General features: G+C 71.6%; 15 protein-coding genes. 13 read left to right on the top strand and 2 right to left on the bottom strand.

What is annotated here, in order from left to right; all coding sequences use genetic code 11:
- Positions 1 to 69 precede the first annotated feature (69 nt).
- The 10 genes from FH608_RS30525 (at position 70) to FH608_RS30485 (ending at position 8,583) form a co-directional block, all read left to right on the top strand.
- Positions 70 to 870 (top strand): DinB family protein, encoded by an 801-nt coding sequence (locus FH608_RS30525; protein ID WP_139634088.1) that lies wholly within the window; start codon positions 70 to 72, stop codon positions 868 to 870.
- A gap of 2 nt (positions 871 to 872) precedes the next feature.
- Positions 873 to 1,559, top strand: a complete 687-nt coding sequence (locus tag FH608_RS30520) for an alpha/beta fold hydrolase (RefSeq protein ID WP_139634087.1) — start codon at positions 873 to 875, stop codon at positions 1,557 to 1,559.
- Between the two features lie 374 nt (positions 1,560 to 1,933).
- On the top strand, positions 1,934 to 2,449 hold the full coding sequence (locus tag FH608_RS30515; protein ID WP_139634086.1) for an ATP-binding protein: 516 nt from the start codon (positions 1,934 to 1,936) through the stop codon (positions 2,447 to 2,449).
- A 12-nt stretch (positions 2,450 to 2,461) separates the two neighbouring features.
- Positions 2,462 to 3,226 (top strand): alpha/beta fold hydrolase, encoded by a 765-nt coding sequence (locus FH608_RS30510; protein WP_139634085.1) that lies wholly within the window; start codon positions 2,462 to 2,464, stop codon positions 3,224 to 3,226.
- Positions 3,227 to 3,256: 30 nt separating this feature from the next.
- Positions 3,257 to 4,522: a cytochrome P450 gene (locus FH608_RS30505; protein ID WP_139634084.1), complete on the top strand. Its 1,266-nt coding sequence runs from the start codon at positions 3,257 to 3,259 to the stop codon at positions 4,520 to 4,522.
- Complete coding sequence (locus FH608_RS30500) at positions 4,519 to 5,205, top strand: IclR family transcriptional regulator (RefSeq protein WP_139634083.1); 687 nt, start codon at positions 4,519 to 4,521, stop codon at positions 5,203 to 5,205. The genes FH608_RS30505 and FH608_RS30500 overlap by 4 nt, the downstream gene beginning before the upstream one ends.
- A gap of 113 nt (positions 5,206 to 5,318) precedes the next feature.
- Positions 5,319 to 6,725, top strand: coding sequence for a glycoside hydrolase family 28 protein (locus FH608_RS30495; RefSeq protein WP_226900040.1), 1,407 nt, complete (start codon positions 5,319 to 5,321; stop codon positions 6,723 to 6,725).
- 111 nt (positions 6,726 to 6,836) lie between these two features.
- Positions 6,837 to 7,004, top strand: a complete 168-nt coding sequence (locus FH608_RS51725) for a hypothetical protein (RefSeq protein ID WP_153265159.1) — start codon at positions 6,837 to 6,839, stop codon at positions 7,002 to 7,004.
- Positions 7,005 to 7,012: 8 nt separating this feature from the next.
- Entirely contained in the window at positions 7,013 to 7,339 is a 327-nt protein-coding gene (locus tag FH608_RS30490; protein WP_139634082.1) for a YciI family protein, read from the top strand.
- Positions 7,336 to 8,583 carry an RNA polymerase sigma factor gene (locus FH608_RS30485; RefSeq protein WP_139634081.1) on the top strand — a complete coding sequence of 416 codons (1,248 nt, stop codon included), beginning with the start codon at positions 7,336 to 7,338 and terminating at the stop codon, positions 8,581 to 8,583. The genes FH608_RS30490 and FH608_RS30485 overlap by 4 nt, the downstream gene beginning before the upstream one ends.
- 63 nt (positions 8,584 to 8,646) lie before the next feature.
- Here the strand turns inward: FH608_RS30485 and FH608_RS30480 are convergent, their stop codons facing one another.
- Positions 8,647 to 11,142 (bottom strand): polysaccharide lyase family 8 super-sandwich domain-containing protein, encoded by a 2,496-nt coding sequence (locus FH608_RS30480; RefSeq protein WP_139634080.1) that lies wholly within the window; start codon positions 11,140 to 11,142, stop codon positions 8,647 to 8,649.
- 194 nt (positions 11,143 to 11,336) lie between these two features.
- On the opposite strand from FH608_RS30480, the gene FH608_RS30475 reads away from it, so the two are divergent.
- From FH608_RS30475 to FH608_RS30465, 3 genes are read left to right on the top strand one after another with little or no spacing between them, the layout of a single operon-like run.
- Positions 11,337 to 12,071, top strand: a complete 735-nt coding sequence (locus FH608_RS30475) for a hypothetical protein (protein ID WP_139634079.1) — start codon at positions 11,337 to 11,339, stop codon at positions 12,069 to 12,071.
- A 2-nt stretch (positions 12,072 to 12,073) separates the two neighbouring features.
- Positions 12,074 to 12,979, top strand: coding sequence for a hypothetical protein (locus tag FH608_RS30470; protein ID WP_139634078.1), 906 nt, complete (start codon positions 12,074 to 12,076; stop codon positions 12,977 to 12,979).
- Positions 12,976 to 15,138 carry a hypothetical protein gene (locus FH608_RS30465; RefSeq protein ID WP_139634077.1) on the top strand — a complete coding sequence of 721 codons (2,163 nt, stop codon included), beginning with the start codon at positions 12,976 to 12,978 and terminating at the stop codon, positions 15,136 to 15,138. Before FH608_RS30470 ends, FH608_RS30465 begins: the two co-directional genes overlap by 4 nt.
- A 1,117-nt stretch (positions 15,139 to 16,255) precedes the next feature.
- Here FH608_RS30465 and FH608_RS30460 read toward each other — a convergent pair.
- Positions 16,256 to 17,194, bottom strand: coding sequence for a hypothetical protein (locus FH608_RS30460; RefSeq protein ID WP_139634076.1), 939 nt, complete (start codon positions 17,192 to 17,194; stop codon positions 16,256 to 16,258).
- Positions 17,195 to 17,205: the final 11 nt, after the last annotated feature.

The raw sequence follows: 17,205 nt of genomic DNA, 5'->3' as shown, positions 1-17,205 counted from the left end.
TGAGCAGACTAGGCGGTCACGGTAAGAACCGGAAGCAGAACGTCCGGAACCGGTCCTAGCATGGCGCGCATGACCGAGTTCCGACAGCAGGACCTCACCGGGGCGCGCTTCGAGCAGGTGAGCCTCCGGGACGCCACCTTCAGCCAGGTGCGCTTCAACCACGCCGACATGCGCCTGGTCGACTTCAGCGGGGCGCGGGTGCGCGCCGCGCTGCTCCACGGCACCCGCCTGCTCGGCGGCGAGCTGGTGGACGTCGAGATCCACGCCGAGTTGCGGAACGTCGTCGTGAACGGCGTCGACATCGCGCCGCTCGTCGAGGCCGAGCTGAACCGCCGCATGCCCGAGCGGGCCAAGATGCGCCCGAGCGACCCCGACGGGTTCCGCGAGGCGTGGGCGATCCTGGAGCGGCTGTGGGAGGGCACGCTCGCGCGGGCGAGGACCTTCCCCGAGCCGGCGCTCCACCGGGGCGTCGGCGAGGAGTGGTCCTTCATCCAGACCCTGCGGCACCTCAACTTCGCCTCGGCCGCCTGGGTGGGCCGGATGGTCCTCGGCGACGCCTCGCCGTGGCACCCGCTGGACCTGCCGTGGGACGAGGCCCCCGGGTGGGACGGCATCCCGTGGGACCGCGAGGCGCGGCCCTCGCTCGACGAGGTGCTCGCGGTCCGGCGCGAACGCCAGGCGATGGTCCGCGACGTCATGGAGTCGCTCACCGCCGGGCAACTGGCCTCCGAGGTGTCGCGCACAGAACCCGGCTGGCCGCAGGAGGAGGGCTTTCCCGTCATGGAATGCCTGCACATCGTCCTCAACGAGGAATGGGAACACCGGCTCTACGCCGAACGCGATCTGACCGTACTGAAAGAAGAACACTGATCATGGACATCCTGCTCATCGCCGGCCTCTGGCTCGACGGCTCCGCCTGGGACGAGGTCGTCCCCGCGCTCCAGGCGCTCGGCCACCGCCCGGTGCCGCTCACCCTCCCCGGCCAGGGCGACGGATCCGCCTCGGCCACCTTCGACGACCAGGTGGCGGCGGTGGTCGCCGCCGTGGACTCGGCCCCGGGGGATGTCATGGTGGTGGGCCACTCCGCCGCCTGCACGCTGGCCTGGCTGGCCGCCGACGCGCGGCCCGAGCGGGTCGCCAAGGTCGCCCTCATCGGCGGTTTCCCGTCCGCCGACGGGCAGAGCTACTCCGACTTCTTCGACATCAAGGACGGTGCCATGCCGTTCCCCGGATGGGAGCCGTTCGAGGGGCCGGACTCCGTCGACCTGGACGAGCGGGCCAGGAAGGCCTTCGCCGACGCGGCGATCCCCGTACCCGAGGCGGTGGTCAAGGGAGTGGTGCGGCTGACGGACGAGCGGCGGTTCGACGTGCCGGTCGCCGTCGTGTGCCCGGAGTACACCCCCGCCCAGGCGCGGGAGTGGATGGACGCCGGTGACGTGGCGGAACTCCCGAGGGCCAAGCACCTCGACTTCGTCGACATCGACTCCGGGCACTGGCCCATGATCACCAAGCCGGACGAGCTCGCCCGGCTCCTGGCGGCGGCCGCACCCGACGCCTGACCCCCCGACCGATCGTCACGGCCCGACCCCTTCGGGGGCGGGCCGTTTCGCGTTCGGCGCCGCCGCCGAACGCCGCATCCCCGAAAGATCCACAATTTCTGTCATTCGCGTTGACAACAGCGTTATTCCGGCCGATGCTTTCCTCGCTGCACGCCCATCTTTTGACCATCGCGCCCATTATTTGGGCATCTGGGAGAAGCCCACGCCGTGTTCGCGATTCATCGCCTGAAACCCGAAGTCGGACGCACCCCAGCCTTTTCACGGCGTCTCATGGGGGGCGGCGTGGAAGCGGGAGCCCGCGAGGACCGGGACGTTACGCAGTGCGCCGGCGGCACGCTGACCTGCCATTTACCGCAAATCGGGGCGAGTGCGCCGTGAAAGTCGCCACCGAACTCACGAGCCGGCTGCTCTCCTGCTGGTGCGACCTGCCCTCCTCGCCCATCGCCTCCGGACTCGCCCGCCGCTGGGTGTCGGCGATGCTCGCCTCCTGGGAACTGCCGCTCTCCCCCACCCACGAGGCGACGATCTCCGAGCTGACCAGCGAGCTGGTCACCAACGCGGTCCAGCACGCGGCCGTGCCCGCCCGCACCTCGACGGGGACGAAGACGCCCGAGATCAGGATCAACGTGCGGGCGGGAGGCGCCACGATCTGGCTGGCCGTCTGCGACCACGACCGGACCCTCCCCACCCGGCGGGCACCCGACTTCCTCGCCGAGAGCGGGAGGGGCCTGTTCCTGGTGGATGCGCAGGCCGACCGGTGGGGCGCCGTCCAGCACGAGAACGGCAAGTACGTCTGGTTCAGCCTGGAATGCCTCGGCGGCGCCCGGCACGCGGGCGAGCCGCCGGAGGCGTGCCCCGACCCGTTCCGCATCCGGCGCCACGAACTCTAAGGAGAATCCGCCATGTCCTCCGTCGTCCTTCCCCACGACGTCCTCGGCTCCGGCGCGCACCGCGTGATCGTGCTGCACGGCTGGTTCGGCGACCGCGCCTCCTTCAGGAAGATCCAGCCCTACCTGAACGGCGACGCCTTCACGTACGCCTTCCCCGACTACCGGGGCTACGGCGAGGCCCTCGACCTCACCGGCGAGTACACCCTCGCCGAGATCGCCGGCGACGTGATCGCGCTCGCCGACAAGCTGGGATGGGAGACGTTCTCCCTGGTCGGCCACTCCATGGGCGGGACGGCGATGCAGCGGGTGATGCTGGACGCGCCGGGGCGGGTGGACAGGCTCGTCGGCATCTCCCCTGTGCCGGCCTCCGGCGTGCCGTTCGACGACGACGGCTGGGCGCTCTTCTCCGGCGCCGCCGAGGAGCCCGCCAAGCGCCGCGCGATCATCGACCTCACCACCGGCAACCGGCTGCCCGGCGCCTGGCTCGACGAGATGGTCGAGCACTCGCTGCGCACGTCCACGGTGAGCGCCTTCAGGGCCTACCTGGACGCCTGGGCGCGCACCGACTTCCACGCCGAGGTGGCCGGCGCGACCACGCCCGCGCTTCTCATCGCCGGCGGCCACGACCCCGCGCTCTCCGCGGACGCCATGCGGGGTACGTGGCTGCAGTGGTACCCGAACGCCGAACTGGTGACCTTCGCCGACGCCGGGCACTACGCGATGGACGAGACCCCGCTGGCCCTGGTGTCCGCCATCGAACGTTTCCTGGCCGCCTGACGGCCGCTCGGAGGGGAGCCCTTGATCGACATGAGTACGACGGCCAACGTGTTCGACCCGCGTATCTACGCGCAGGGCCTCCCGCACGAGACGTACCGCCGGCTGCGCGACCACGACCCCGTGTACTGGCAGGAGGAGCACGAGGTCGGTGACTGGGAGGCGGGGCCCGGCTTCTGGGCGGTGACCCGCCACGCCGACGTCGTGCGCGTGCTGCGCACGCCGGCCGAGTTCAGCTCCTGGCTCGGCGCCACCCAGATCCGCGATCCCGACCCCGCCGACCTGTCGTTCATCCGGCGGATGATGCTCAATCTCGATCCGCCGGACCACGGCCGGCTCCGGCGGATCGTCTCCGGCGTGTTCACCCCCCGGCGGGTCGAGCGCTTCACCGGCGGCGTGGAGGCGCGGGCGCGGCTGCTCATCGACGGGATCGCCGAGCGCGGCGAGTGCGACCTGCCGGCGGACGTGACCGACGACTACCCGATCCACAACCTGGCGGACCTCCTCGGCATCCCGGACGACGACCGCGGCCAGATCCTGGAGTGGACCAACCGCGTGATCGGCTACCAGGACCCCGACCACGCGACCGTCGTACGCGGCCCGGACGGCAGGCCGGTCAACCCGCGCTCCCCGGCCATGCTGACCGACATGTTCGAGTACGCCCACGCGCTCGCCGCGTACAAGCGGCGTAACCCGGCGGACGACATCATGACCGCGCTCGCCACGGCCGAGGTGGACGGGCAGCGGCTCACCGATCCCGAGCTGTCGATGTTCTTCTTCCTGCTGGTCATCGCGGGCAACGACACCGTGCGCTCGGCCCTGCCGGGCGGGCTGCTGGCGCTGCTGAGCCACCCGGAGGAACATCGCCGCCTGCTCGCCGACCCCGGGCTGCTCGACCAGGCCGTCGAGGAGATGCTGCGCTGGCATCCCCCCGTCCTCAGCTTCCGCCGTACCGCCGTGCGCGACACCGTCCTGGCGGGGCGGCGCATCGCCGCGGGCGACAAGGTGGTCGTCTTCCACGGTGCCGCGAACTTCGACGAGCGGCGCTTCACCGACCCCATGCGGTTCGACCTCGCGCGCACGCCGAACGACCACGTCTCGTTCGGGGACGGGCCGCACGTGTGCCTCGGCGCCCGGTTCGCCCGGCTGCAGCTCCGCGTGTTCTACCGGGAGCTGCTCTGGCGGCTGCCGGACGTGCGGCTCGCCGGGCCGCCCGTGCGGCTGGTGTCGAACTTCATCGGCGGCATCAAGCACCTGCCCCTGAGCTACACCCCCGTACCCCGCCTGGGCGTCCAATGACTCCTGATCAGGGCGGTACGGCGGGCTCGAAGACGATCGACACCGGGCTGCGGCTCCTGGAGATCCTCAAGGACCACCCGGACGGGTTGACGATCACCGAGCTCGCGCAGCTGGCCGGGATCCACCGCAACGCCGTCTCCCGGCATCTGGTCGCGCTCGGCAACCACCGGCTGGCCGCCAGGATCGGCACCCGCTTCACCCTGGGCCTCGGCATCGTCGAGCTCAACGCCGCCGTGCAGCACCGCCTCCGCGGCGCGGCCTCGGCCGCGCTCCAGGTGCTGGCCGACGCCTGCAACGCCACCGCCTTCATCACGGTGCTCGACATCGACGAGAGCCAGGCGGTCGTGCTGACCGTGGCCGAGCCGCGCGTCTCGGAGATCCACGTGAGCTACCGCGCCGGCACCCGGCACCCCGCCGATCGCGGCGCCTCGGGGATCGCCATCCTGGCCGGCCGGCCACCCCGCCCCGGCGAGCGACCGGAGATCGCCTCGGCGCGCGTCACCGGCTACTCGGTCACCGCGGGCGAGCTGCAGCGGGGAGCCTGGGGCATCGCCGCGCCGATCGTCGCGGCCGGGCGACCGGCGAACGCCAGCGTGGGCGTGGTCACCATCGGGACGCGGGAGGAGGGCGAGATCGCCCCGCGCGTCCTCAACGCGGCCCGCGAGATCGCGCGGCTGCTCTGACCATCCTGCAACCGGTTGCAGCCCCGATCTAGGCGTGAGCGGGCGAATATGTCTGGATCACTGCAAAGGGTCGGCATATGATCCGGGCGTTCCGGCCAGGAGGGGAGCCGCCCGTGTTGAGCCGCCGCAACGCCATGCTGACCATGGCGATGTCCGCCATCGCCGTCCCGGTGCTCGGCGCTGAGACCGCGCACGCCGAGCCCGACCCGTGGGCGCGGGCCAACCGCATCGCGGCGCGGGTGCGCGGGCCGAGGTTCCCGCGCCGCCGCTTCGACATCCGCGACCACGGCGCCGTCGGGGACGGCGTGACGGACTGCACGGCGGCCATCCGCTCCGCGATCGAGGCCTGCCACGCGGCCGGCGGCGGGCACGTGGACGTGCCGGAGGGACGCTTCCTGACCGGCGCGATCCACCTGCTCAGCAACGTCGACCTGCACGTGGGCGCGGGGGCGACGCTGCTGTTCAGCACCGACCCGAGGGCGTACCTGCCGCTGGTGCTGACCAGGTTCGAGGGCGTCGAGCTCTACAACTACTCGCCGCTGATCTACGCGTACGGCCACCAGAACATCGCGGTGACCGGCTCGGGCGTGCTCGACGGGCAGGCGGACGAGGACCACTGGTGGCCGTGGAAGGGCTCGGGCGACGACGGCTGGGAGCCCGGCGACCCGAGCCAGGCCGCGGCCAGGGAGGCGCTGTTCGCCCAGGCCGAGCAGGAAGTGCCGGTCGAGCGCCGCCAGTACGGCGAGGGCGGCTACCTGCGCCCGTCCTTCATCGAGCCCTACCGGTGCCGGAACGTGCTGATCGAGGGCGTCACCATCGTCAACTCGCCGATGTGGGAGATCCACCCCACGTTGTCGGAGAACGTGCTCGTCCGGAACGTCACCGTCAACTCGCACGGCCCGAACAACGACGGCTGCAACCCCGAGTCCAGCCGGATGGTGGTGATCCGCGACTGCACGTTCGACACCGGCGACGACTGCATCGCGATCAAGTCGGGTCGCAACGCCGACGGCCGCCGGGTGAACGTGCCGAGCGAGCACATCCTCATCGAGGGCTGCACCTTCCGCGACGGGCACGGCGGCATGACGATCGGCAGCGAGATGTCCGGCGGCGTGCGCGAGGTCTTCATCCGGGACTGCGCGATGTCCAGCCCCGACCTCGACATCGCGCTGCGCTTCAAGACCAACTCCGTGCGCGGCGGGTTCATCGACGGCGTCCACGCCAGGGACCTCGAGATCGGCCAGGTCGGCGGCTCGGTCATCGACGTCAACTTCTTCTACGAGGAGGGCCCCGGCCACGGCTTCAACCCCGAGGTGGGCCGGATCGACGTGCGGGACGTGACCGTACGGACCGCCAGGCGGGCGCTCAACCTGCGCGGTTACGCCGACGCGCCGATCCGCGGGGTCACGCTGACCGACGTGGACTTCGGCGCGACCGCGACGCCGAGCGTGGTCGAGCACGTCGAGGACCTGGTGCTCAAGAACGTCCTCGCCAACGGCGAGCCGCTGATCGTGCCCTGACCTCCTCTCCGAGGATTTCTCCTACGGCTGTCCATCACGAGTCCTCCCGTTCGTCGTCTGGGTGCCACGACACATCGGCCCTGGCACGGGCACCGAACGGGAGGGCACGCCATGCCTGATTTCCTCGCCGCCACGTACGCGCTGCGCCCGCGCAACGACCTGGCCAGATCCGCGCTGCCCGGCGCCCCGGTGAAGGCCCGCAGGCAGCGCGGGGCCACGGCGCTCGTGGCGCGTTTCACCGGGGTGGTCATCCGCCGTACAGTCAAGCCGGCCGGTTAGGAGGAACCATGCGATACGTGATGTTCGTCTGCGACAACGAGAGCGTCGGGGTGCCCATGGAGGACGCCGACCCGGAGTCGTGGGTGCGCGAGATGGACGCCCGGGGAGTGCGCCTGCAGGGCATGCGCCTGCGGTCGGGCGGCGACGCCACGACCGTCCGGGTGCGCGGCGACGAGGTGCTGCTGTCCGACGGGCCGTTCGCCGAGACCAAGGAGTGGATCGGCGGCCTCGACCTGATCGAGTGCGACAACCTCGACGAGGCGATCGAGATCGCGTCCAAGCACCCCTCCGCCAGGTTCGGCTGGGTCGAGGTGCGCCCGCTTTGGGAGGGGTGACGGTCGAGGCCGCGGTCGCCGAGGCGTTCCGCGAGGAGTGGGGCCGCGTCGTCGCGACCCTCATCCGGGTGACCGGCGACTGGGACCTGGCCGAGGAGTGCGCGCAGGAGGCCTTCGCGCTGGCGCTGGAGCGCTGGCCGCGCGACGGCGTCCCGCGCCGTCCCGGCGCCTGGCTCACCACGGCGGCGCGCAACCGGGCGGTGGACCGGTTGCGCCGCCGGACGAAGGAGGCGGCCAAGCTCCAGGAGGTGGCCACGTTGGCGGACGACCACGCTCCCGCCCGCGACGACAGCGGCGTCCCCGACGACCGGCTCCGGCTGATCTTCACCTGCTGCCACCCGGCGCTGCCGCTGGAGGCGCGGGTGGCGCTCACGCTGCGCACCCTGACCGGCATGACGACCGCCGAGATCGCGCGGGCCTTCCTGGTCAGCGAGCCGACGATGGCCAAGCGCCTGGTCAGGGCCAAGAGCAAGATCACGAATGCGGGCATCCCGTACCGCGTGCCACCGGCTCACCTGCTGCCGGAGCGGACCGGCTCGGTGCTCGCCGTCCTGTACCTGCTGTTCAACGAGGGCTATGCGGCGAGCGCGGGCGCCGACCTGGTGCGGCGTGACCTGTGCGCGGAGGCCGTCCGGCTCGCGCGGCTGCTCACGCGGCTGATGCCGGACGAGCCCGAGGCGTACGGGCTGCTCGCGCTCATGCTGCTGCACCACTCGCGCCGGGCCGCCCGCGTGGACGCCGCCGGCGACCTCGTGACCCTGGAGCACCAGGACCGCGCCAAATGGGACCGCGGCGAGATCGGCGAGGGCGTCGCCGTCCTGGAGGCGGCGCTCCGGCGCGACCGGCCCGGCCCGTACCAGCTCCAGGCCGCCATCGCCGCCTGCCACGCCACGGCGCCCGACGCGGCCGGCACCGACTGGGCGCGGATCACCGAGCTCTACCGGCGGCTGGCGCGGGTGGTGCCGTCCCCGGTGGTCAGGCTGAACCAGGCGGTGGCGGTGGCCATGGCCGACGGCCCCGAGGCCGGGCTGGAGCTGGTGGACGCCCTCCGCGACTCGGGCGAGCTGGCCGGATACCACCTGCTTCCCGCCACCCGCGCCGACCTGCTGCGCCGCCTCGGCCGCCGTCCCGAGGCCGCCGCCGCCTACCGCGAGGCGCTCGGCCTGGCCTCCACCGAGGCCGAGCGGCGCTACCTGGCCGAGCGCCTGGCCGGGACAGGAGAGGACGGCCCCGGCGAGCCATGACTCGGGCGGGCGCGGGATGCGGCCAGGTGATCGACTTCCGCGGTCCCGGCTCGACAGTCCGGATCAGCGCAGCGTGGCGGTGAAGGTGCGGCCGTAGGCGTGGCGGGTGGCCGCCTGGATCAGGGTGCCGCCCGGCACGCGGCGTACCGTCACCCCCTCGTCCGCGGAGGCGAGGCGGCGGGGCGCGCCGTGCAGGAGGACGCTGACGCGGTCGCGCTTCATCGTCGGGTCGGACAGCGCGACGACCGTGCGCTCGCCGTACCGGACGATGACCGAGGCCGGGCCGTCGACGAGCAGGCGCTCGGCGTGGCGCGGGCCCTCGGAGAACACGTTGGCGGCGACGATCCCGAGCGTCCCGTGCTTGATCGCCTGCACGTGCCGGTCGTTGGCGAGGACGGTGAGCGGGCCGCGCGCGTAGCCGCGCAGGCGGTCCTCCGTGGCGTTGGGGACCAGGGCGTAGGCGAGCGCGGAGACGTCGCCGGTGGCGGGGTGGGCGATCGAGGCGGTGAAGACGTTCTTGGTCACGCCGGTGTCGGGGTTGGACGCGCGGACGACCCGGCGGCTGCGGGTCACCGTCTCCAGCCCGGCCTCGACGGGCTGCCTGGTGAGGAAGGCGTAGCCGACCGCGGTGCCGCGCGTGGCGTTGGCGTAGCGCAGCCAGCGCGGGGCCGCGCCGCCCGCCTGCCAGGCCCCGCCGTGCCAGCCCTCGCCGGTGAGCGCGACCGCGTCGCCGGGGTCGGCGATACGGCTGTCGACGGTGGTGACCGCCGCGCGCCCGCCCTGGCCCGAGAGGTCCGCGGCCAGCACCACGATCTCGTCGTCGAGCATGAACCAGGACTTGGTGGCGCGGGCGTTCCGGTAGGCCACGAAGTCGTCGGGCAGGATGCCGGCCTGCTTGGCGGTGTAGGCGGCGTCGTCGGACTGGACCATGCCCGCCGCGCCGTACGCGCCGAGCGTCGCGCCTCCGGAGAAGGCGTTGCCGGCGAGGGGGAAGTAGACGTAGGTGTTCTGGGACTCGGAGGACGAGGTGAAGTTCAGCGGGTGGCCGGGGTTCTCGTACCAGTCCCGGCCGTACAGCTCGGGCACCGTGCGCCGCTCCTCCACCGGCGCGGTGACCCCGGCCAGCCGGTACGGCGAGACGGCCGTGTAGTAGTCGACGCCGAAGACCTGCCGCTGGTCCTCGCCCGCGAGGTAGAGGTAGTACGCGCCGTCGCCCTGGAACCACGGCATGAGGTTCTCGCCGCTCATGTACTCGTACTTGCTGATGCGTTCCGAGCTCCGCGCCAGCGCGAAGGCGTAGCCGGGGCGCCGGTGCACGGTCCTGTCCATGGCGTTGAACGCGACGCACCGCTCGGGCGGGTTCAGGTCGGCGGCCGGGATGGCGGAGTCGGCGCGGATGGCCGCGTAGCGGGCGATGCTGAGCGGGGAGACGAAGCCGTCCGCGTTGGCGGCCGGCAGGAACTTGACGTACTTCTTCAGCGCCAGGGGGTCCTCGACGTGCTCGGCCAGGTCGGTGACGGCCTCCACGATCACCGCGGTGTCTGCGTAGCCGGTGCCGGTGCGCGAGACCGCCCGGCCCTTGACGATCTCCATCAGCCAGCCCTCGAAGATCAGCGGGGCGAAGCCGTCGGCGACCCAGCGGTACACCACGCCGGGCAGGTCCTCGGAGCCGCCGCCGGTCGCGCCCTTGAGCATGTTGAGGGTCTGGACGACGCGGGTCAGCAGGATGCGGCCGTAGGAGCCGGTGTAGGCGACCGAGTCGTGCTGGATGAAGGAGCCGTCGCGGTAGTAACCGTCGGTGACCCCGTGCTGGAGGTCGTACGGGTCGATCGTGGCGAAGACGGTGGCCTGGTCGGAGATGGCCTTGGCGACGCGGGCGTCGTCACCGGTGAGCGCGCCCTGGAGGAGGCGGTTGGCGGTGATGTCGGCCAGGTTCGCCCCGGTGTGGAAGCGCGAGTCGAGGTCCACGTCGCCGTTCTCGCCGTTGCGCAGGTAGGCGTCCATCGAGGCGATGTACGTCGCCGCCAGGTCGGGCCGCTCCGCCCGCAGCCGGTCGGCGAGCAGCGCCAGCGTCCTGCTCACGTGGGTGGAGATGCCGATCTCCCAGTTGTGCCAGTTGCCGTAGTAGCCCTTCGACTGGTCGCCGTAGTAGCGCTCGTGCAGCCACACCAGGCCGTCGATCACCCGCCGCTGGGCGGTGGCGTCGTCGTTCAGCTCTCCGCCGGCGGTGCGGGTGGCGAGCGCGATCTCGTACAGGTACTGGAAGGCCTGCCGTAGCTTGACGTCGTCGGTGCCGAGCGCCAGGCCGGCGAACAGCTCGCCCTCGGCGGCCCCGTCCATGGCGGTCAGCCGCTGCCTGGCCGTACGGAGGATGGCCGCGAGCTTGCCGGCCACCTCGGGCCGGGCGTTGACCTCCGGGGTGCCGGCGAAGACGGCGACGGTGTTGGCGAGCAGCCGCGCGTGGTCGACGCCCGCCGCGGCCCGCGCGGGGGCGGCCACGGCGAGCAGACCGGCGGCGGGGAGCAGGGCGAGAACCTGGCGACGGGTGATGTGCGGCACAGCGGAACTCCAGGCCGTTGGGGGGGTACTGCCTACATGATCTATTTTGTCTGGTGGGACGGGCGGGAAACCAGGGGCCGAACGCGGCTCGGGCTGGCTTCCGGACGCTGTCTTATTACGAGATCGGCGCTATCGCGCGCCGGACGTCTGCCGACGGTTATCGTGCACTTACGGGGTAGGCGAGGATCGGTGACATGCGACGTGTCGGCGTGTTCGGCTGGTTACTGCTGATCGGCACGCTCACGCTCCTGTCCGCGTGTTCGAATTCCACGCAGCAACTCCGCGACGACCAGATCGTTCACTGCCTCTCCCCGACCCGCCGGCCCGAGCTGGCCGCCGCCGCGGCGGCGCTCGACAAGAGCGTCCGCGCCTCCGGCGGGCTCATCGTCGCGGGCGGCGCCACCATGGAGCCCCGCCAGTGGCGGGACAAGGACCCCACCGCCTTCGCCAGGGCCTGCCAGGCCATGACGTACGTGCCTCCCGCCAAGGCGCCGGACAACCAGCTGCCCGCCGTCGTCTCCATCCTGCTCCCGGTGCTCGCCGGCGGCGCGGTGGCGCTGTTCTCGACGGAGTGGCGCAACGCCTCGACGGTCGCGGTCAAGCACGCCGACGACCTGGGCGACGCCGCGGACGCGTTCTTCGTGGCGGCCCGCGAGTACGTCGTGGCCCGGGGCAGGAACCAGACGCCGCAGGCCGGGCCGTACGAGGAGGCTTTCGAGAAGCTGGCCGCCCAGCTGGCCAAGGTGGGCCGGTTCCGGCCCGGCTGGGGGAAGGTCGCGGAGGCCCGCCGTACCCTCATGGAGCATCTGACCCGCGAGAAGGCACACAACGGGGACGTCCAGCAGCGGCTGGACGACCTGTCGAACCAGCTGGCGCGCTTCGACCAGGCGTTGCGCAGGCCGTGGCGGCCGCACAGAGGAGTCCGCTGACGATGACCAACCCCATCCACCTGCCCAGCCCGGACGGCACGCCCTACAGGGGGCCGCTGCTGCTGTTCGACGACAGGGTGGATCATCTGCCGTTGTTCGCCTTCATCGACGGCATGAGGGAGATGTACGAAAGGTTCGACAGCTCCGTCACGAACGAGCGCATACGTTCCAAAGGACATCTGATCACGGTGCTCGGCCCGCGCGGCGTGGGCAAGAGCACCTTCATCCAGCAATGCGCCTACCTGCTGGCTCACGAGCGCCAGTTGGAGAGGGCGACCGTCTTTTACTACGGCCAGGCCATCGGCCACAAGGAATGCACTAATTTCGACCAAATGGCATTATGGCTGGCCCGGCAGATGCACGTCCTCCTGGAGGAGGAAGAGTGGACTGTCCGGGAGGATGTCGACAAGCTCCGGGAAAACACCGACGATCCAAGCGTGGCCTATGCGCGGATCCGTGACCTGCTCGAAGAGCGCGACGCGGTGGCCGTCGTCATCCTTCCCGAGAAGCTGGACGTACAGTGGGTGAGGGGCTTCCAGGAGCTGGCGCGCAAGCGCATGGTCTTCTTCGCCGAGGCGTCGACCGACGATCCTGACACGATCGCCGGCAGCTTCGGCGTGCATCCCACCTGCTATACGATTTTCCTGCCGCTCGGTCTTTTGGACGGCAAGGGAAACGACATCAAGGCGATTCTGACCAGCCGTCAGATCCCGTTGGGAGACGAGGCGAAGGGCTGGATCGCCGAGGCGGTGCGTCCGTTCCAGACGGCCGACCAGGCGCTCGAGGAGCTGACCATCCTCTTCACGGAAATCGGTCAAGCCGAGATAACTCAGGAGCGGCTCAATGCCTACCGGGAGCGGGCCATGAGGCGGCTTCTCGCCAAACTGGTGAAGGACAGCAGATCATGATGGCCGGTCACGGGCCGGGCGGGCCCGAGGTCGCCGTCACCTACACGCTGCGGCTCGCCGACGACGCCGACCCGACCGAGGTGACCGTCGTCACCCCCGCCTTCGACAGCGCGTTCCGGTTCGTCGACGCCTACCTCGCCACGGGCGCCGGAGAGCTCGGCGAGTCCGGCAGGGCGCTGGCCCTCGTCGGCGACCTGGGCTCCGGCAAGACGCACCTGGCCAGGTCGCTGCTCGACCGCATCGCCCGCAGCCGCGAGGACGCCATCCTCCTCAAGCTGGACACCCCGCACTCCGAGTTCGGGTTCCTGTTCCGCAACGTCCTCCTCGAGCAGTTCGGCCGCGAGCGGCTGCACGACCTGGTCATCGACTACTACGCCCAGGTCACGGCCGAGCGGATCGGCGAGGAGGAGGCCGGCCCCGAGCTGGCCGAGGAGATCAGGCAGGGCCTGATCGAGGGCACGCTCGACCCGCGCAAGGTGGTCGAGCACTTCCACCTCACCAAGGGCGTGCTCCAGGACGAGCTGCGCCGCATGCTGCGGCACCTGACCGAGCACTCGACCTGGGCCACGGCGCTGGCGCTCATGGTGATGGACGAGCTGGCCGACGACGTGTGGGAGTGGCTCGGCGGCGGGGCGCCCAGCGACGCGCTGCGCGAGCGCGGCATCAACCGGCGGCTGCTCACCTCGGCCGACGCCTACCACACCCTGTCGGTGCTGGCGTTCCTCGGCGGCCGGATGCGACGCCGCATGGTCCTCGTCATCGACGAGTTCGAGAAGCTGCTCGGCGGCGAGGGCAGCGCTCACGAGAACGCGGTCAACTCCCTCGAAGAGCTGGTGAAGGTCTTCATCGACTCGCAGGGCCTGCTGGTCTACTGCGGGCCGCCCGACAGCCTGACCCTGGTCAGCCGGGGCACACTGCAACGCACCAGGCTGATCACGCCCTCGCCGTTCACCCGGGAGCAGGCGACCCTCCTGATCGCCAACCGCGGCCGGCGCGTCACCCCGCCCGTCGCCGAGAGCCTCGTGGAGATGACCGACGGCAACCCGCGCGAGATCCTCTCGCTGTTCCGGCGGGCCGAGGCGATCGTCTCGCCGAACGGGCGGCCGGTGACCGCCGGCACCATCAAGGAGGCCGTCAGGCAGCGCCACGAGTTCCCCGTCGATCAGGTGCGCACGACCGTGCGGCGGCTGCTGGAGGACAGCGGCCTCGACTTCCGCTCCGACGTGGTGCTCGCCGCCGACACCGACCCCATCGACTTCTGGGTCAGATACGCCGACGGCCGGGCGGCGGTGGCCGTGCTCATCACCCGCTCGCTGCTGAGCGCGGGCGACGACGTGCACCTCGAACGCAGGGTCGCCGCCGCGAACGCCAGCGGGCTGCCCTGCGAGCTGATCGCCGTGGTCAACGGCCATCTCACCACGTCGATCAGGGCCGGCGTCTCCAATCTGGTGGGCCGCCAGCCGATCCTGTTCGACGTGCAGGAGTTCGGCAAGAGGTTCCGGGCCACGCTGGAGACCGCGATCAGGCGGCTGGCGGCGTCGGCCGACGAGAGCGTGCTCGACGGCCTGCGCGAGCGGATGGACCGGCTGAGCCGGCAGCAGAGCGCCACCCAGAACATGATCGACCAGCTGCACGAGTCGATGGCCGGGCGCCTCGCCCTGGCGACGGGGCCGTACGAGGCCGACGAGGAGGTCCTCGACCTGCCCCCGGGCGTGGCCGAGCAGTTCGACCGGGCGAGCGCGCTCACGGAGTCGACCGGCGAGCTGGGCGGCCTGCTCCAGGACGTCTTCGACAACCCCGCGGGCGGCGAGCGCAGCCTGCGCGCGCGGCGCCGGCTGGTCTCGCGCGAGCTCATCGAGGCCGCCGGCACCACGATGGTCCAGCGCCTGCTCGTCCAGGCGTTCAGGACGCGGGTGGCGCAGTTCCTGGGCTACGCCGGGCCTGGCGGGCTCACCCCGGACGAGCGGGAGGAGCTCCAGGCGATCTGCCGCACGTTCGAGGTGACCGTGCAGTCGCTGCCGTCGTCCGGGCTCAGCGCGGCTCCCGTGCGGGCCCCGGAGCCGGGCTCGCGCTCCCCGGGCTGGGAGGATCGAGGCCGAGCGCTCGACGAACTCGGCCGGCGGGTGCTGCAGGGGGTGCTGATGTCGGCGCGGTCCTGAGCATCCTGTGCCACCCGGCGTTGGCCGCCAGGTGCAGCACGTTGACCACCAGGACCGCCGGGGCGATCACCGCCACCGCCCGCGGATACATCGGTTGCAGCGACAGCGCCAGCAGGATCGCGGTGATGCCGTTCTGCTGACCCAGCGCGAGGCTCACCCGGTCGCGCGCCGGCAGGCCGCGCGTGATGAGCAGCCCGCCGACCACGATCTGCGAGGCGAACGCGGCGACGCCGAGCACCAGCGCCATGCCCGGCTCGACACCGCCCACCAGCAGGGTGCCCATCGCGAAGGTCGCCAGGTAGAACGCGGTCGCGACGGTGCGGTCGAGCAGCGCGCCGATCGCCGGCCGGTAGAACAGCCCGATCAGCGCCATCCCGAGGACGAGGAACTCCGCCGCCGCGAAGGCGAGCAGCCCCGCCAGCAGCACCACGGACAGCGCCCTGATCAGCCCCGGCCGCGCCCGCCGCACCCGCGGCCACCGGCGGACCAGGAGCCACGCGACGAGCACCGCCCCGGCGAACAGCAGGTTGAGCCCGAGGTTCGCGACGTAGCCGCCGATCCCGCCGCTGCCGACCTGGCCCAGCACGAGGGCCGACAGGTAGATCGTCAGCAGCGCGGTGATGGGATCGTCGAAGGAGGCCCAGGCCAGCAGGAGCGACCTGGCCCGCTGCGACATCCGGGCCTCGCCGATGAGCGCGCTCACCGACAGGGGGTCGATCTGGGCCACCGCGAGGCCCAGCAGGACGGCCACCGGCTCGCCGAAGAACAGGAGCATCACGAGCGTGATGAGCGCCGTCTTCAGCAGCACGCCGACGGTGACGGCCACGACGACGGTTTTGACGTCGCCCGCCACGCTCTCCCGGGAGATGCCGTACGCGCTGCCGTACAGGCCGACGCAGAGCAGCAGGGTCACGCCGTAGAGGAAGGCGGGGTGGCCGCCCGGGCTGCCCGTGCCGAAGGAGGCCACGGCCCAGCCGGCCAGCGCCACGCAGATCCCCGTGCCCAGCCGGCGCGCTGCCGGGTCGATCGTCACGCGGCGCACAGCGCCTCCCCTGGTGGGCCTCCCCGTACTGGACCGTGATCCACGGTAACGGCCGCGTGGCCGGCCGGCCATGGGTCAAAAGGCCACATCGCCCGTCCCGAGCAGGTCGGCGATCCGCTCCATCGCCTCGCGCAGCTTGTTCTCGGCGACGAAGACCTCGGGCTGGAAGACCGTGAGTCCCATGACGAAGCCCCGGGCGTTGGGCAGCGGGTAGACGTAGATCGCGCCGGAGACCACGTCGAGGACGAGCCGGCGGATCGGCTCCTCGGACAGCAGCCGCAGCGAGTAGGCCAGCTCGGGCAGGTCGGAGCGCAGGCGGGTGGCGAAGTCCACGTAGAGCTTGCGCGCGCCGTCGGTGCCCTCCACGCTGCCGAACCAGGGCGCCAGCACCGCGCTGTCGAGGACGTCGGCCGAGGCGATGAAGTGCCAGTCGCGGTAGACGGCCAGGTAGTGCAGGTCGTTCACGTCGACGGTCTCGCCGAGGAAGTCCACCAGGTCCGACAGGAGCGGCGGGTCGGGCAGGTCGCCCGTCGCGGTCTTCAGCACCGCCGACTCGAGGTCGGGGGTGCGCCGCGGCCCGCGCCTGCCGCCGGGCAGCTGGTCGGCCTGCAGGTAGATCTCCTTCCTGATCCGCGTGACCAGGTGCGAGACCGCCTCGTCCATGGCGCCGGCCATGGACGGGTCGCGGGTCATGCCGACCAGGAACTCCTCCTCGAAGACGTGCCCGCAGTGCGCCGCCGCGTCGTCGGTCTGCACGACGGTGCGCATCAGCTCGCCGGTGCCGAAGTCGCGCACGAGGCCGTCGAACCGCACGACCTCGGTGATGAGCTGGCGGAAGGCCCGCTCCTGCGCCTGCCGTTCGGCGTCGTCGAGCTCGGTGATCGTGAACACGTGGAAGCCACGGTCGTAGAACGCGAGCATGTCGACGCCGGACAGGCCGGACAGGGCCTGCTCGCAGAGCTCGATCAGCCGCTCGTGCCCGACATGGGCGAAGGGCGAGCGAGTCGTGGTCAAGTCCGCCTCCC

This window comes from Nonomuraea phyllanthi, assembly GCF_006334985.2.
In the GTDB taxonomy this organism is placed as follows: Bacteria; Actinomycetota; Actinomycetes; order Streptosporangiales; family Streptosporangiaceae; genus Nonomuraea; species Nonomuraea phyllanthi.
This window is presented reverse-complemented; position numbering and strand designations above follow the sequence as displayed.

Bases quoted from the DNA above. Each gene is read 5' to 3' on its own strand.
- FH608_RS30525 (WP_139634088.1), top strand. From the start codon at position 70: ATGACCGAGTTCCGACAGCAGGACCTCACCGGGGCGCGCTTCGAGCAG.
- FH608_RS30520 (WP_139634087.1), top strand. From the start codon at position 873: ATGGACATCCTGCTCATCGCCGGCCTCTGGCTCGACGGCTCCGCCTGG.
- FH608_RS30510 (WP_139634085.1), top strand. From the start codon at position 2,462: ATGTCCTCCGTCGTCCTTCCCCACGACGTCCTCGGCTCCGGCGCGCAC.
- FH608_RS30505 (WP_139634084.1), top strand. From the start codon at position 3,257: ATGAGTACGACGGCCAACGTGTTCGACCCGCGTATCTACGCGCAGGGC.
- FH608_RS30500 (WP_139634083.1), top strand. From the start codon at position 4,519: ATGACTCCTGATCAGGGCGGTACGGCGGGCTCGAAGACGATCGACACC.
- FH608_RS51725 (WP_153265159.1), top strand. From the start codon at position 6,837: ATGCCTGATTTCCTCGCCGCCACGTACGCGCTGCGCCCGCGCAACGAC.
- FH608_RS30490 (WP_139634082.1), top strand. From the start codon at position 7,013: ATGCGATACGTGATGTTCGTCTGCGACAACGAGAGCGTCGGGGTGCCC.
- FH608_RS30475 (WP_139634079.1), top strand. From the start codon at position 11,337: ATGCGACGTGTCGGCGTGTTCGGCTGGTTACTGCTGATCGGCACGCTC.
- FH608_RS30470 (WP_139634078.1), top strand. From the start codon at position 12,074: ATGACCAACCCCATCCACCTGCCCAGCCCGGACGGCACGCCCTACAGG.
- FH608_RS30465 (WP_139634077.1), top strand. From the start codon at position 12,976: ATGATGGCCGGTCACGGGCCGGGCGGGCCCGAGGTCGCCGTCACCTAC.